This window comes from Pectobacterium parmentieri, assembly GCF_001742145.1.
Classification (GTDB): Bacteria; Pseudomonadota; Gammaproteobacteria; order Enterobacterales; family Enterobacteriaceae; genus Pectobacterium; species Pectobacterium parmentieri.
In genome coordinates, this window is record NZ_CP015749.1 from 2220514 (window position 1) to 2236307 (window position 15794).

A 15794-nucleotide genomic window follows, 5' to 3' on the forward strand; every position below is an offset into this window, starting at 1 on the left:
CAGAACACCATAAGTAAACAGCAATCTTTCAGTGAAACAAATTAACAACATTATTTTAAATAATCGACAACCCCTATTCAGGCAACAAAGAACACCATTTTAAATAACCGCAGCCCGGTAAATATTACAAAACGGAAACACTTTGATTAATAATTACACTTTATTTGGCGTAATAGATCGACTACCATGATTAATAAATACAAGTCATAGTTAAAATAATTAAAAAACTAATGTAACCAAAAAGTGCGATATATATCATTCTTTCGTTGATTGTTTTTTTATTACTACCTAGTTTTTAACCAATTGACCATATTTTTTATTGATGCAATCCACAACATCATTAGCAACACTAATTCAACACCTTGATTCACCTTATTTTTTCAGCAAAAAATAACCTAAGCCATTGTTTATCAAGCATTTAATGCAGGAAGTGTTTTTTCCTCGATTTGCGTCCCACATCCCCATTTGTCATTACAGGCGGTGCGGACATGCATTTTTCGCATGACAAGGATCACAATTACATAACAATCCGCAGAAAAAAAATGTAAAAAGCAAGAATCGTTGTAATATCGCCGGGCAGACACAACACCCCAATAACAGATTCGGGTGAGGGGTTGGTGTATTCAGGGAAAGCACCAACCATCACGCGGCAATAATATTGTGTTGTCTGAATCAATTCATCAACATGAGGTTTATATGCAAAGGCAGAAGTTACTTGTACAGATAGTCTTGGCTATCGTCCTGGGGATATTAATCGGATGGGCCTGCCATCAATATCTTGATGGCAGTCGAGCAAAAGAAGTTGCATCTTATTTCAACATGGTTACCGATATTTTCCTGCGTTTGATTAAAATGATCATCGCGCCACTGGTCTTCGCTACGCTGGTTTCTGGCCTGGCAAGCATGGGAGGAAACTCTTCTGCCGTTGGTCGTATCGGTATGAAAGCCATGATCTGGTTTGTCAGCGCATCATTCATTTCCCTGTTGATCGGCATGCTCTTCGCTAACCTGTTCCAACCGGGAGCAGGCATGAATCTCGACATCCCTGCACAACAGGTTGCAACTGGCCTGAATACGGATGGATTTACGCTCAAGAGCTTCATTAGCCATATCTTCCCGAAAAGTATCGTAGAAGCGATGGCGAACAATGAAATCCTGCAAATTCTGGTTTTCTCTCTGTTCTTCGGCTCCGCGCTAGCCTATGTAAAAGGCAAAAACAAACACGCGACCACGATCATTTCCATGATCGAAGAACTGACTAAAGTGATGTTCCGCGTGACCGACTACGTGATGGCGCTGGCACCTATTGCTGTGTTTGCCGCAATCGCTTCCGCGATTACCACACAAGGTCTGGGGCTGCTTTACGACTTCGGTAAATTAATCGGTGAGTTCTACCTCGGCCTGGCCGTGTTGTGGGGCGTGCTGTTCCTGGTTGGCTATCTGTTCCTGGGCAAAGCTATCATGACGTTGGCGAAATTGATTCGCGAGCCGACCATGCTGGCCTTTGCTACCGCGAGTAGTGAGTCCGCTTACCCGAAAACCATGGAAGCACTGACCAAATTCGGCGTACCGAAAAAAGTCACCAGCTTTGTGCTGCCGCTGGGCTATTCGTTCAACCTTGATGGTTCAATGATGTACCAGTCCTTTGCGATTCTGTTCATCGCACAGGCTTACAACATTGACCTCAGCCTTACCCAGCAAATCCTGATCCTGTTGACGCTGATGATCACCAGTAAAGGGATGGCAGGCGTAGCGCGTGCTTCTATCGTGGTGGTTGCGGCAACGCTGCCAATGTTCAGCCTGCCAGAAGCCGGGATCCTGCTGATTATCGGTATCGACCAGTTCCTGGATATGGGCCGTACTGCAACTAACGTCATCGGTAACAGTATCTCTACTGCCGTTGTGGCCAGTCTGGAAAAAGACATCCACGACGATGAGGAAGAAGAAGCTACCGACGAGATCGTCGCCTATCAGGAACCTCAGCAAGCGACACAAAATAGCTAATGCTGAATGAGTAAATGATCTATAGCGGCCTGCAGGCCGCTATTTTTTTACCTCTAGAGTATATTATCGCGACGTTTATAGCCCAGACGTCGATGACAGCCCTTTCATGTAGCGCCAAAACTTCTCGGACGCCATATTCAGACGCGCATCAAGCCGATACAGATAAACGCCCATGCGGATCACCGCATTTTCCATACTCAGTATCGCCAACTCTTTATTTTTCAACTCTTCCTGAATCGAATAGTCCGGCAACCAGGCAATACCATAACCTTTCTTGGTCATGCGCTTGAGCAAGTCGCTCATGGAAGAAACAAAATTGACCGTGAACTTATCGCCGTCAACACTGGATAAGTAACGACTGACCTGACGCCCCATGTAGCTTGTCTCGGTATAGTTGAGCAGTGGCACTGATGAAGCACTCACGTCAAACAGCGGCTTCCCTGCACTGTCGCACGCGCAGACAGGATAAAGCCGGGATTCCAGTATCTTCTCGTGCATAAAAGGCTCCCCCATTAGATCCTCATTGTAAAACGAGAAAATGAAGTCGCTGCGCCCTTCTTTAAGATTCAGCACGGCTTCATCTACATCGATCGATTCAACATAGAAGATTTTTTCTTGCGGGTCTGGCACGTCTTTTAACAACTCCGGCATGATAAACACCGACAGCGAATGCGCTGCCGCAATGGTGATCTTATTTTTATAATTATCCCCACCGTGCAACTTATTGAGCTGATACTCTAAATCGTCCAGCGTATTGCGGATATAGGCGTGGAACACGCGGCCCTGTTCGGTTAATTGCAACGGCAGCGCGCTGCGGTCAAAAATATCAAACCCGACGGCCGCTTCCAGCGCCTGAATGCGCCGACTGAATGAGGATTGAGAGATATTCCGCTTCTCGGCAGCCAGCGTAAAACTCCGGTGTTCTTCCAACATGATAAAATCATAGAGCCACTTGGTTTCGATATTGTTTAGCATCACCCCTCACTCAAAACGCTCAGCGTCATGTTTTCGTCCCCAATACCCACGCTTTACATCATCCACAAAGATTCTTTCTATGGCACGCCGTTAAACCCAGTAAAAGCATAGGGATGCCAATCGTTATGCAAATCATACATAGCAGATGGGAATTTAGCAATTCACATTGCCCGCTGGTGTGCGATTATCCTTTTAATTTCATAATGCTACAGGGTTAACAGCATGAACAGTCTCGTGGGAATTCTTGGTGGTATGGGGCCGGGCGCCACCGTCGATGCGATGCAAAAACTGATCAAAAACACGCCAGCGTATCGGGATCAAGACCACATTCCAATGATTGCGGTTTCTATTCCTGATATTCCTGACAGAACGCAGTGCATCCTCCAGCACAGCGCATCGCCGCTAGGTAAGATGCTGCAATATATGAAAATTCTCGAAAATGCAGGCGCTGAGTGCATCATTATTCCGTGCAATACCGCACATTATTGGTTCAATGAATTAAAACAACAGTGTCGCGCGGAAATGATCAGCATTATTGATGTGACCTGTCAGGCAATTAGGAGCGCCAATACCACACGCGTCGGCTTATTAGCGACGACGGCAACAGTGACAGCGAGAATTTATCAGGACAACCTGATAAACGATAATATTGAGTGCTACACGCCGGATGAGGCTGACCAACACCAGGTAATGGAAAGTATCTATGCCTATAAATCTGGTAATATTGCTGGCGCCTATAGCATGCTGTCACCGGTAAAAGATCGCCTGTTGCAGGCTGGCGTCGAAAAAATTATTTTGGGTTGTACAGAACTTCCACTAATTCTGGAGCAGGAAATCAAAACCACCCCACAACATTATGTCGATGCGACAGAAGAGTTAATTAAGAAAACGGTCGAATGGTACTTTACCCACAGCCAGAGAGGTAGTATCGCCGCTTAAGTAGGTGATTGCTTCAATTAACCGATTGAAATAAATATGCCACTCGAATTAATATATTCACCGAGTGGCACATTACACATACTCAATATTTAATAAGCTTCAACCCCTAATAAAAAACGTTCAATGATTATGATGGAAACTTGAGCGCGCTATTTTGTGCTCCCGCATTAGAAACCACCCAGGATTTAGCCGCCGCAGTAGTCATCAAACTGTATGAATAGTTAGATGACGCCGTCCATTTAGCAGCAGGCGATTTGCTCGCTACCGCTGCCGGTGAACTGCCATTATCCGTAAAGGTTGAACCATTGCCCTTATCATCAACCATGCCTTTCTTTTCTGCACCAGTGCCAAATACGTTGCGTTCAGAAAGCACATTGGCATTCTGCGCGACCGTAAAGGCCAGATTAAATTTATTGACGTAGTTGTTGAAGACATGAAAATAACCATAACGCATCAGGCCGGGTGCACGAACCTGAATGTTTTCGTAATAGTTGTGGCAGATGGTTAAACGTGGATAACCATTGTAGGCACTATTATTGTCATCTGCCGGGTGGCCGAAAATACAACCGTATTTATGGTTTGAGAATAAGCAGTTACTGATCGTGACGTAGTCTGCTTTCTCACCGATATAAATCAGTTTATCAAGACTACCATCACTATCACTCCACGTATGCCCCGGCCATGAGCAGTGATCCACCCAATAGCCTTTACCGTAATTCAAATACAGTTGGATATCATCATTGTCCTTGATAGAGACATCATGTTTAAAAACCAGATTCTGGAAAACGACGTTAGCGGAATTGCTGTCAGCACGCAGGTGAATATTGGTCAGTACATTAGCTCCGCCAAAAGAACCGACAATGGTTTTATTACTGCCAAATACAACCTTGGTCAATGCTGATGCTTTCAACGATGCGCCCAGCACTACGATGGTTTTTGCGGAACCACTCACGGCTGATTTAAAATCAGCCAAAGAATTTACCGTCACAACTTTACCACCCGTTCCTCCGGTGACATTCGCCGCTTTTGCAAAACCAATAATCCCAGTAATATTTGTTGTTGGATAAGCCATAAATATCCCTCTTTACAATTAGTGAATAGTGATGCCTTACGATGCGTTATTTAATCGATGACAAATAACACACCGCCGACAATTAAAGAGTGTATATAGGGAATTTTATTAAGCTTATTAAGTGAGTTTAATAAAAAAACAACCTTGCGAATAATTAAAACATCAATTAATACGCTGCCATCTTTTAGTAAAAATGGCAGCGAAAAAAATGCGTATTACCAACCTTTTACTGCACCACCGTTAAAAACACGGTCAGCAGCCTGCTCAACTTCATCAGACTGATACGCTTTAATAAACTTCTTCACGTTCTCAGCCTCTTTATTATCTTCGCGGGTCACGATGATATTCACATACGGAGATTCTTTACCTTCAATAAAAATGCCGTCTTTCGTTGGCGTTAAGCCCGTTTGCTGAATATAGGTCGTACTGATAACCGCGATTGTCACTTGCGGATCGTCTAATAAACGTGGTAACTGCGCACCTTCGACTTCCATAATACGCAAATTATGCGGATTGGTCGTGATATCCAGCACTGTAGGTAATAACCCCGTATCCGGCTTTAGCGTTATTAATCCGGTTTTTTCCAGCAATAACAGCGCTCGCCCCAGATTGGTGGGATCGAAAGGGATCGCGATGGTATCGCCATCTTTTAGATCGTTTATACTTTTAATTTTCTTCGAATACCCCGCCATTGGGAAAACGAAGGTATTCCCTACCGCCACCAACTTATAACCATGTTCACGATTTTGCTGTTCCAGAAAAGGGGGGTGTTGAAATACATTTGCGTCCAGATCGCGTTTATCTGTCGCCTCGTTCGGCAATAGTGAACCGCTAAATCCAACCAGCTCGACATCCAGATTATATTTTTCTTTTGCTACTTTCCTCGCAACGTCAGCAACATCCTGCTCCGCGCCATTAATCACACCGACTTTAATATGATTGGCAGAGTTACCTGCATTATCACACGCAGTCAACACCATTGCCGCGGTGACCATTCCCGCCACCAGCGCTATACGCCATTTATTCATCATTCTGTTTCCCTGATACCTTAAACATATAGATTTAAAGAGAAAAACAGTATGTTCCTCGCTTAACCGAGTCAAATAACTCCGCGTTCTATCAATATGCTTTTCATCATTCGATCAAATCAGTGTGGGGATATCTGCTAAGCCGATTCCATTTTACCTATCTGCTATTGCTCGCCTCTGGATTCCCCCGCATTATGACACTTTGATGACTTTAGATTCACACGGCGAAACCATGATTAATGTGGCTTTAGTTGACGATCACATCGTTGTACGGTCTGGCTTTGCACAGCTTTTGACATTAGAGAACGACATTCAAGTCGTAGGGCAATATGCCTCGGCAGCGCAGGCGTGGCCGCATTTGCTCAAACAGTCGATTGACGTTGCCGTGATTGATATCGCCATGCCGGATGAGAGCGGCCTGTCGTTATTAAACCGCCTGCGTCAACAACGTCCCAATTTTCGCGCCATTATTCTGAGCATCTATGACACCACTGCGTTTGTACAAAGCGCGTTGGATGCGGGCGCGGGCGGCTACCTCACGAAGCGCTGCGGCCCGGAAGAATTAGTGCAGGCGGTTCGCGTAGTCAGTAGCGGTGGCCTTTATCTGTGTGCCGATGCACTACACGCCATTCGCCATCAGCAGCAGCCACCGAAGGAACTACTGGCGCTGACCCCACGCGAGCGGGAAATATTCAGCCTGCTAATTAACGGGATTAGCGTGAAAAGCATCGCCGAACAGCTCGAACTCAGCCATAAGACGGTTCACGTCCACCGCGCTAATATTCTCAGTAAATTACAGTGTGAATCCACAGTAGAACTGGTGCATTTTGCGCTGCAACACCAATTGCTGGCTGGGAAATAGCCTATGCGCCGCCTACACGTCATCGGTATGACGCTGTTTCTGGCCTTTTTCTACAGCCTGGTTTGGCTGGCGCTATGGACTATCAGTTTCTATTTAAGCAATAACGACCAGCAGGCGGCGCTACTGTTACCCCAAGGGCTGCGATTGGCGTTGATGATTTTGCTGCCGCGCAAATACTGGCCGACTTTGCTGCTTGCGGAAATCGCTATACAGAGTTGGCTTATCAGCGAGCAACTCATGACGCGCTCGCTGCTACTGTTTTCCCCTTTTCTGAGCCTGATTCCGGCCATCATCACGCATAAAATCTGGCATCGCTATACGCTCTATTGGCAACGACTGCTGCTGTTGCTGGCAGCGTTGACGCTTAACACCATTCTGCACGGCATCGCTATCGGACCCTGGTTACCCTCGCAACTGACGCAAACGCTGCTGGCTACTTTTACCGGCGGTGTCCTGCTGATTCCGTTCATCTATCTGCTGTACGAATACATCAAACAGCAGCACTTGCAGACATTGCTGGCACAGGAGATCCCCGATCCACCACTGCGTACCTCACTGCTAATTTGGTGCTCGCTGTTTTTTTCTATCGGCGTTTGCCTGCAAATGGCATTCACGCCCGAGATGGAACGCCTGTTGCTGATCTTCGTTTTTCTGCCCAATGTGGTGATGGCGTATAAATTCGGCTGGCAAGGTGGCGTACTTTCCGCCGTACTCGGCAGCCTGATGATTGCCGTCACTCGCCAGGTGAGCGGAGCTTTTGATGACCTGCTCGAGCTAGAACTTTTTCTCTCTACACAGGCATTGCTCGGCATTGGATTGGGGATCGCTATCAGCCGTCAGCAACAGTTGGCACAGCGTCTTCAGCGCTACCGCCAGCAGTTGGAAAAGGAGCTAAAAACCCGCCACCGGCTGATGGAACGCATCATTCATACCGAAGAAGTCGTGCGCAAAGATATCGCGCGTGAGCTACACGATGATATCGGTCAAAACATCACCGCTATTCAGATTCAGGCCATGCTGGTGAAACACAGCGCACCGGCTGAGGCAGCCCAACATGCCGCCGGGCAAATCAGCGAGCTGTCGCGACGAATCCATCACACCACGCGCCAGTTATTACGCCAATTGCGCCCGCCAGTACTGGATGAAATGGTGCTGGATAAAGCGCTGAACCACCTGGCGGATGAGTTCTCCTTCGCGACTCGTGGTATCCAGTTTCAGTTGGATTATCAGCTTCCCACGCCCCCTCATGATGACGTGGTGATTTTCACGCTTTACCGGCTGGTGCAGGAGTTGCTCAACAACATCAACAAACACGCCAGCGCCACGCAGATTACCGTCCGTCTCAGCCAGCAGGATGATCTGATTACGCTCGACGTCATTGATGACGGCGTGGGCATCGCACAGAAAGGCAATGCTCATTCGACAGGCGGTGGCTTCGGTTTGCGGGGCATTGAAGAACGGGTGCAGGCACTGGGTGGCAACTGGTTAGTGCAACCCGCCGCGCCGCGTGGCACACACATAATTGTTAACCTGCCCACAAAATTTAAACAAAAAGACGACTAATTAGGAATTTTTCCTAGTCATCTAAAACCTTGTCTCATCCTTTTTAATTCGCATCCCCCTACTCTTCTCTCAACGCGACGGAGAACCCATGCAGGCACCCATGTTTCCAAAGGGACAGCTTTCACCAGCACAAATCAGTCAGCGCTATCGCTACTGGCGACCGCGGTTGTTGATTTCCATGGTCATCGGGTATGCGACGTTTTACCTGACGCGTAAAAGCATCAACTTCGTCATGCCAGTGATGCAGTTGGAATTAGGGTTAAGCAAAGGCGATATCGGTCTGCTGGGGACGCTGTTTTATCTCTGTTATGGCGCGTCCAAATTTATCTCCGGCATCGTGTGCGATCGCACTCAGGTACGCTGGTTTATGGGCGTCGGGTTGATGATTACCGGTGTGCTGAACATTTTGTTCATGTACTGCCAGTCGCTCACCGGTTTGCTCATTGTCTGGGCGCTAAATGGTTTCTTTCAGGGCTGGGGTTGGCCACCTTGCGCCAGACTGCTGAGCAGTTGGTATTCGCGCAATGAGCGCGGCCTCTGGTGGGGATGCTGGAATACGTCAATCAACATCGGCGGCGCGGCGGTTCCCTTACTCGCGGGCTATCTGGCTTCCGAATGGGGCTGGCAAGCGGCGCTGCTGGTGCCGGGTATTATCGGCATTGTGATCGGGCTGTGGCTGTGTTGGCAGTTGTGCGACAAACCGCAGCAGCAAGGGTTACCAAGCGTCGGCCAGTGGCGACGCGACGCGCTGGAGCTTCGTCAGGAGCAACAGAGTCCACCAATGCCGATGCGTCAAATTCTGCGTGATGCGATTTTGCGTAACCGTACCATTTGGCTACTCGGGTTTTCCTACATTCTGGTGTACCTGATTCGCATCGCACTGAATGACTGGGGAAATATCTGGCTGTCGGAGAGCCACGGTTTCAACCTGCTCAGCGCGAACGCAACGCTGTCGCTGTTTGAACTGGGTGGATTGCTGGGAGCGCTGTTTGCCGGTTGGGGATCGGATTTGCTGTTTCGTGGTCAACGCGCACCAATGATTTTGCTGTTTGCACTCGGACTGTTTTTAACCATGACCGCGCTGTGGCTAGCACCGATCCACCACTATTCACTGCTCGCGGCCTGCTTCTTCAGTACCGGTTTTTTTGTTTTTGGACCACAGATGTTGATTGGTCTGGCTGCGACGGAATACAGCCATAAGGATGCCGCAGGCACGGTGACAGGCTTTCTCGCGTTGTTTGCCTACTTGGGAGCAGCACTGGCGGGCTGGCCGCTAGCACAGGTACTGCAACACTATGGATGGTCAGGGTTTTTTACTCTTCTGGCGTTGGCCTCAGCCTGTATCGGACTGTTATTGATGCCGCTGCTGATGGCAGGCGTCAGCCGCCGGGAACGTTTGATGACATCAAAATAGCAATAACAACAGATAGATACCTATAAGGAAAACATCATGAAACTGAGTACCTTAACGACCTTCATCGCCGCTGGACTAACCGTTGCTGCCGTCACCACCACCACTGCTCGGGCTGAAGGGCGCTTAGTCGTTTACTGTGGTGCTACCAACACCTTTTGCGAGGAAGAAACTAAAGCTTTCAGCGAAAAATACAGCGTCAAAGTATCATTCCTCCGTAACAGTGCGGGCAGCACGCTGGCAAAAATCGATGCGGAGAGAAAGAACCCACAGGCTGATGTCTGGTACGGCGGCACGCTGGACCCACAATCTCAGGCCGGTGAAATGGAATTACTGGAGCCGTATCAGTCTAAAAACCTTGAGCAGATCATGCCGCAGTTCCGCGATCCTGCCAAACGTAAAGGTAACTACTCGTCGGCCATTTATGTCGGCATCCTCGGTTTTGGCGTTAACACCGACCGCTTGAAAGAGAAAAACCTGCCCGTACCACAGTGCTGGAAAGATCTAACCAATCCAGTCTACAAAGGTGAAATCCAGATTGCCGATCCACAAAGTTCCGGCACAGCCTATACCGCGCTGGCAACGTTCTCCCAGCTTTGGGGTCAGGATCAGGCCTTTGATTACCTGAAGAAACTGAACACCAACGTATCGCAGTACACCAAGTCAGGTATTGCCCCGGCACGTAACGCTGCGCGTGGCGAAACCGCCATCGGCATTGGCTTCCTGCATGACTACTCGCTGGAAAAAGAGAAAGGCGCACCGCTGGCCTTGATCTCCCCGTGTGAAGGTACGGGTTATGAAATTGGCGGCGTCAGCATCCTAAAAGGTGCGCGCAATATGGATAACGCCAAACTATTCGTTGACTGGGCGCTGTCGAAAGAAGCACAAGAGATCTCCTGGAAGAAAGGCCAGTCCTACCAAATTCTGACTAACACCACCGCCGAAGCGTCCCCACTGTCGCTGAAGTTGCAGGATCTGAAACTAATCAACTACGACATGGACAAATACGGCGCGGCAGACGTGCGTAAAGAGTTGATTTCCAAGTGGGTTAACGAAGTCAAAATGGGCCAATAATCTCGCTTCATTGCTCTTGATTGATTGCAAAAAGAACGAGAACACGGCGATATCGCGTTTCGCTTAACGCCGTGTTCTCAACATCGCTGATTGACCCTTACTCAATATGATTCACCAACCAATACCTGTGACGATTCAATCTCATAAAACAATTCTATAAAGCACCAGGGAACCTTATGTCACACACACTAACTCTCTCACCGACACCTAAACGGGATCCCGTTTTCCTGTGGCTGGCGCTGATTGCTGCGACATTTTTGCTGCTGCCAGCGTGGAGTCTGGATTATGGCCTGCTCGATGCCTCACACGATGAACTGCTGGCGGCCTACAGTTGGTCGAACCTGAATATCAGCCTGCTTTGGTTTCTGCTCCCGTTAGGATTACTGGCGCGTCCACTGCATACACCCAGCCGGGAACAGCGTGGTCGCCACCGTTTTGATGCAGCTTATGCGTTGTTCTGCATCCTCTTCGTGGTCATCAGTGCAACCATTGAAGGCCGCGGAATGGGCTATGGCTCCATTGGGCTGTTTGTGGCGCTGAGTGCAATTATTACGCTGGCGCTCTCGCGGCTTGACTGGCTGGGTGGCGATCGCTTCGTTATCGGCTCGCTCATCAGCATCATTGCACTGATTAGCGTCTTTATTCTTTACCCCAGCATCGCCATTTTCATCCCGATGTTCACCAATGACAGTGGTGAATTTGCGCCGCTGTCGTTTATGCAAATTCTAAGTCAGGCCCACATTTTACGAGTGATCTGGAATTCATTCCTGCTATCGGTTGCTGTTGGGATCGGCTGTACCTTCTTCGGTATGGTGCTGGCGATTTATACCTCGCGCATTGCCCGACGTTCCGCGATTATCGGCCGTATTTTCTCCATTCTGCCTATCGTAACGCCACCGTTTGTCGTCGGGTTAGGTGTGACACTAATGATGGGTCGCTCAGGTTATATCACCGAGCTGATGGTGGCCTGGTTTGGCCTGACGAACACTAACTGGCTGTACGGATTCACCGGCATCTGGCTGGCGCAGGTGCTCGCCTTCACACCGATGTCGTTTATGATTCTCGAAGGCGCGATGAAGACGATTCATCCGTCGCTGGAAGAAGCATCTTACACGCTGCGTGCTAACCGCTATCAAACCTTTCAGCGGGTTTTCCTGCCTCTACTGAAACCGGCACTGGCTAACTCGTTCCTGATCGTGATCGTCCAGTCGCTGGCTGATTTCAGTAACCCGCTGGTGTTAGGCGGTAACTTCGACGTACTCGCGACCCAGATTTACTTCTACATCACGGGTGCACAGTTGGATTACCAGTCAGCCAGTACGCTCGGCGTTGTCCTGCTGCTGTTCTCACTGGCCGTATTCTGCGTGCAATATCTGTGGATCGGTAAACGCTCCTACGTCACGATTTCCGGCAAATCCTCTCGGGGTGATGTGCAGCCGCTGCCCGTCTCGCTGGTATGGATCGTCAGCATCCTGCTTTATGTCTGGATTGCCTTTAACGTCCTGCTGTATGGCAGCATTTTCTACGGCAGTTTTACCGTTAACTGGGGCGTGGATTACACCCTGACGCTGGCAAACTTCAGCAAGCTGTTCGGGCAAGGCTTTAACGACGGCGCCTGGCCTTCCCTGCTGGATACACTGCTGTTCGCGGGCATCGCCGCACCGATTACAGCACTGTTCGGGCTGCTTATCGCCTACATCGTGGTGCGCCAGCAGTTCTACGGCAAGAAGGCTATCGAGTTCACCACTATGCTGTGCTTTGCCGTGCCAGGCACCGTTGCCGGTGTGTCTTACATTCTGGCCTTTAACAGCGCGCCGGTTTACTTAACGGGAACGGCGGTGATCGTCATCATGTCGATGGTCATGCGTAACGTACCGGTCGGTATTCGCGCCGGTATCGCCGGGCTGGGGCAGTTGGATAAATCACTGGACGAGGCATCGCTCAGCCTGAGAGCGGGTTCGATGCGCACGGTGTTTTATATTCTGCTCCCGCTGCTGCGCCCGGCCATTCTGTCCGCACTGATTTACAGCTTCGTGCGTGCCATTACTACCGTCAGCGCCATTATATTCCTGGTTACGCCAGACACCCGTGTCGCTACGTCTTACATTCTTAACCGCGTGGAAGACGGCGAATACGGCATGGCAATTGCCTACGGTTCCATCCTGATTGTGGTCATGCTGGCCATTATTTTCCTGTTCGATTATCTGGTCGGTGAAGCGCGGGTTTCCCGCACGAAAGCCAAGAATAGTGACTAAGCGGAGTGATTACCTTGAATACTGAAAAAAGCTTTGTCGAACTGAAGCACATCACTAAACGTTTCGGCAATAACACCGTCATTGATGATTTGAATCTGGCGATCCCACAGGGAAAAATGGTCACGCTGCTAGGGCCATCAGGCTGCGGAAAAACCACGGTACTCCGAGCGGTTGCCGGATTGGAAAAACCGACAGAAGGTCAGATTTTCATCGACGGCGAAGACGTCACCGAGCGCTCGATTCAACAACGTGATATCTGCATGGTGTTCCAGTCTTACGCCCTCTTCCCGCACATGTCGCTGGGCGAAAACATCGGCTATGGGCTGAAAATGCTCGGTCGACCGAAGACTGAAATCAATCAGCGCGTGAAAGAAGCGCTGGCGCTGGTCGATCTGGAAGGGTTTGAAGATCGCTACGTCGATCAGATCTCCGGTGGACAGCAACAGCGTGTCGCTCTGGCGCGCGCACTGATCCTCAAACCTAAAGTCCTGCTGTTCGATGAGCCACTGAGTAACCTGGATGCCAACCTACGCCGTAGTATGCGTGAAAAAATACGTGAGCTTCAGCAGCAGTTCAACATCACTTCGCTGTACGTCACACACGATCAGAGCGAAGCCTTTGCGGTGTCCGACATGGTTCTGGTGATGAACAAAGGCAAAATCATGCAGTTGGGTGCGCCGCAGGAGCTCTACCGCCAGCCAGCTTCACGCTTCATGGCCAGCTTTATGGGAGATGCCAACATCTTCCCTGCTACCTTCACGGCAGACAGTGTGAATATTTACGGCTACCTCATCCCACGCCCACAGGGATTTGCAGCAGGATTGAACGAATCGACCGTCGGCGTCCGCCCGGAAGCAATTACGCTCAGCCATCAAGGTGAAGAAAGCCAGCGCTGCACCATTACACAGGTCGCCTACATGGGGCCACAGTATGAAGTGCAGGTAGACTGGCACGGTCAATCGATGCTGTTGCAGGTTAACGCTACTCAGCTTCAACCGAATCCGGGCGACAGTTACTATCTGCAAATTCACCCTTATGGCATGTTTGTATTGTCCGAACAGTAAACATCGGATAACCATCCACCACACTACCGGGAGCGTCAGTTCCCGGTTTTACTTTTGACATACTTCGGCTCTGACACACTTTCATTTTGACCTGTTTCATTGCGTCAGAGTACACACATCGATTACGGATTCCCCGCACGATTTGCTATGATAATGCCCTTTCACGCACGGAATAGTCGCTATGAAACAGAAACCCATAACATTACACGATGTCGCCGAGTACGCAGGGGTTTCTTATCAGACAGTTTCCCGCGTGCTGAATCAAGCGCCTCATGTTTCATCTCGTACTCGCAGTAAAGTGGAACAGGCGATGGCTGCGCTGAATTACACACCTAACCGTGTCGCACAGCAGCTAGCAGGGAAAACCATCACCACGCTGGGGCTGGTAACCACCGATCTTTCACTGCACGCCCCTTCACAAATTGCCGCCGCGATTAAGAGTACCGCCAGCCAGTTGGGGATCAACATCGTGATGTCCATGTTGAACAACCCAGATGTCAACACCTGCAATAATGCGGTTAACGACCTACTTTCTCAGCGAGTCAGCGGCGTCATCGTGAATGTTCCGCTATCAGCGGATGAAGCAACCCACATTAGCCAAACCTGTGCTGATACGCCCGTGCTGTTTATGGATGCCGATCCACATACCGACATACTCAATGTTATGTTCGATCCCGATCACGGTGCACGTTTGGCAATCTCCCATTTGGTGCAGTTTGGGCACCAACATATCGCTCTGTTAACTGGGCCAATGACTTCGATTTCCGCCCGCCTACGTTATGAAGGTTGGTTAACCGAGTTAGAGAAACAACAGTTGTCCCCCGCCTCAGTGCTACACGGTGACTGGAGTGCCGCTGCCGGTTATCACCAGACACTAGCCTTACTGGGACAATCCCTGCGCGTATCCGCCATTGTTGTGGCAAACGATCAGATGGCGCTTGGCGTTCTACGTGCGCTGAACGAATATGGCCTGCGTGTGCCAGAGCAGATGTCGGTGATCGGCTTTGATGATACTCAGGACAGTGCTTATTACACCCCGCCACTGACAACTATTCGCCAGGATTTTAAGCTATTAGGCAAAGAAGGCGTCACCCGCTTGCTCGCCACGCTGCACGATCCTGCTCATGCGTCGTCACTGCTGTTACCCACCGAACTGATCGTGCGCCATAGCACCACCGTACAGTCATCAACCCATGCCTCCCTGCAAGAATTAACAAAAAATCTGTTGGACATTACACGCCAACTTCAAAGACTGTAACCCTTTACACAATAATGCCATTTCCACCACCGACGACAAACCCTAACAAAATAAGATGATAAACAATAAGTTATTTATTACACCTCATTATTTTATTGCGTAACACTTTCCAAATCCTATGTATTCCGATTCGTTTTACAAACGATCTTGTGATCGCTTCCACTTTATTATCACATTCCGCTTTACTCGCCTTGGAGAGTCGATATGTTATGGAAAACAGAAATTGTGAGCGAATAACAATTTAAAAAAACCAATCACAATGACAGACTCATAAACGTTCAGGAGCAAA

12 protein-coding genes are annotated in these 15794 nt (G+C 49.2%); 9 read left to right on the top strand and 3 right to left on the bottom strand.

Translation table 11 applies throughout. The annotated features are described in order from the left end of the window. The first annotated feature begins 696 nt into the window (after positions 1–696). Positions 697–2004 carry a dicarboxylate/amino acid:cation symporter gene (locus tag A8F97_RS09885; protein ID WP_014699442.1) on the top strand — a complete coding sequence of 436 codons (1308 nt, stop codon included), beginning with the start codon at positions 697–699 and terminating at the stop codon, positions 2002–2004. Positions 2005–2079: 75 nt separating this feature from the next. Here the strand turns inward: A8F97_RS09885 and hypT are convergent, their stop codons facing one another. Then, the gene (gene hypT, locus A8F97_RS09890) at positions 2080–2979 is read right to left on the bottom strand and encodes a hypochlorite stress DNA-binding transcriptional regulator HypT (RefSeq protein WP_014699441.1); all 900 of its coding nucleotides are present in this window, start codon (positions 2977–2979) and stop codon (positions 2080–2082) included. A 222-nt stretch (positions 2980–3201) separates the two neighbouring features. On the opposite strand from hypT, the gene cuyB reads away from it, so the two are divergent. Beyond that, on the top strand, positions 3202–3918 hold the full coding sequence (gene cuyB / locus A8F97_RS09895) for a cysteate racemase (protein ID WP_015730220.1): 717 nt from the start codon (positions 3202–3204) through the stop codon (positions 3916–3918). Between the two features lie 127 nt (positions 3919–4045). Here the strand turns inward: cuyB and A8F97_RS09900 are convergent, their stop codons facing one another. Together A8F97_RS09900 and A8F97_RS09905 are read right to left on the bottom strand one after the other, a co-directional pair. Continuing rightward, positions 4046–4990 (bottom strand): pectate lyase family protein, encoded by a 945-nt coding sequence (locus tag A8F97_RS09900; RefSeq protein WP_015730219.1) that lies wholly within the window; start codon positions 4988–4990, stop codon positions 4046–4048. 215 nt (positions 4991–5205) lie between these two features. Continuing rightward, entirely contained in the window at positions 5206–6021 is an 816-nt protein-coding gene (locus A8F97_RS09905; RefSeq protein WP_033071307.1) for a MetQ/NlpA family lipoprotein, read from the bottom strand. 229 nt (positions 6022–6250) lie between these two features. Between A8F97_RS09905 and A8F97_RS09910 the strand changes: the two genes are divergently transcribed. From A8F97_RS09910 to A8F97_RS09940, 7 genes are all read left to right on the top strand, one after another. Continuing rightward, entirely contained in the window at positions 6251–6880 is a 630-nt protein-coding gene (locus A8F97_RS09910; RefSeq protein ID WP_014699437.1) for a response regulator transcription factor, read from the top strand. 3 nt (positions 6881–6883) lie between these two features. Further along, a complete protein-coding gene (locus tag A8F97_RS09915; RefSeq protein WP_033071306.1) occupies positions 6884–8443 on the top strand; it encodes an MASE1 domain-containing sensor histidine kinase in 1560 nt (519 codons plus the stop codon). Positions 8444–8531: 88 nt separating this feature from the next. After that, positions 8532–9857 (top strand): MFS transporter family glucose-6-phosphate receptor UhpC, encoded by a 1326-nt coding sequence (gene uhpC / locus A8F97_RS09920; RefSeq protein ID WP_033071305.1) that lies wholly within the window; start codon positions 8532–8534, stop codon positions 9855–9857. A gap of 36 nt (positions 9858–9893) precedes the next feature. Continuing rightward, positions 9894–10928, top strand: coding sequence for an ABC transporter substrate-binding protein (locus A8F97_RS09925; RefSeq protein WP_033071304.1), 1035 nt, complete (start codon positions 9894–9896; stop codon positions 10926–10928). Between the two features lie 176 nt (positions 10929–11104). Continuing rightward, positions 11105–13183, top strand: coding sequence for an ABC transporter permease (locus tag A8F97_RS09930; RefSeq protein ID WP_025918871.1), 2079 nt, complete (start codon positions 11105–11107; stop codon positions 13181–13183). A 5-nt stretch (positions 13184–13188) separates the two neighbouring features. Continuing rightward, positions 13189–14247, top strand: coding sequence for a ferric ABC transporter ATP-binding protein (fbpC, locus tag A8F97_RS09935; RefSeq protein ID WP_033071303.1), 1059 nt, complete (start codon positions 13189–13191; stop codon positions 14245–14247). Positions 14248–14428: 181 nt separating this feature from the next. Further along, a complete protein-coding gene (locus A8F97_RS09940; RefSeq protein WP_033071302.1) occupies positions 14429–15505 on the top strand; it encodes a LacI family DNA-binding transcriptional regulator in 1077 nt (358 codons plus the stop codon). The last annotated feature ends 289 nt before the right edge of the window (positions 15506–15794 follow it).

Excerpts from the sequence above, each read along its gene's own strand:
- A8F97_RS09910 (WP_014699437.1), top strand. The coding sequence starts at position 6,251 with ATGATTAATGTGGCTTTAGTTGACGATCACATCGTTGTACGGTCTGGC.
- A8F97_RS09930 (WP_025918871.1), top strand. The coding sequence starts at position 11,105 with ATGTCACACACACTAACTCTCTCACCGACACCTAAACGGGATCCCGTT.
- A8F97_RS09940 (WP_033071302.1), top strand. The coding sequence starts at position 14,429 with ATGAAACAGAAACCCATAACATTACACGATGTCGCCGAGTACGCAGGG.
- A8F97_RS09915 (WP_033071306.1), top strand. The coding sequence starts at position 6,884 with ATGCGCCGCCTACACGTCATCGGTATGACGCTGTTTCTGGCCTTTTTC.
- A8F97_RS09885 (WP_014699442.1), top strand. The coding sequence starts at position 697 with ATGCAAAGGCAGAAGTTACTTGTACAGATAGTCTTGGCTATCGTCCTG.
- hypT (WP_014699441.1), bottom strand. The coding sequence starts at position 2,979 with ATGCTAAACAATATCGAAACCAAGTGGCTCTATGATTTTATCATGTTG.
- A8F97_RS09925 (WP_033071304.1), top strand. The coding sequence starts at position 9,894 with ATGAAACTGAGTACCTTAACGACCTTCATCGCCGCTGGACTAACCGTT.
- cuyB (WP_015730220.1), top strand. The coding sequence starts at position 3,202 with ATGAACAGTCTCGTGGGAATTCTTGGTGGTATGGGGCCGGGCGCCACC.
- A8F97_RS09905 (WP_033071307.1), bottom strand. The coding sequence starts at position 6,021 with ATGATGAATAAATGGCGTATAGCGCTGGTGGCGGGAATGGTCACCGCG.
- uhpC (WP_033071305.1), top strand. The coding sequence starts at position 8,532 with ATGCAGGCACCCATGTTTCCAAAGGGACAGCTTTCACCAGCACAAATC.
- A8F97_RS09900 (WP_015730219.1), bottom strand. The coding sequence starts at position 4,990 with ATGGCTTATCCAACAACAAATATTACTGGGATTATTGGTTTTGCAAAA.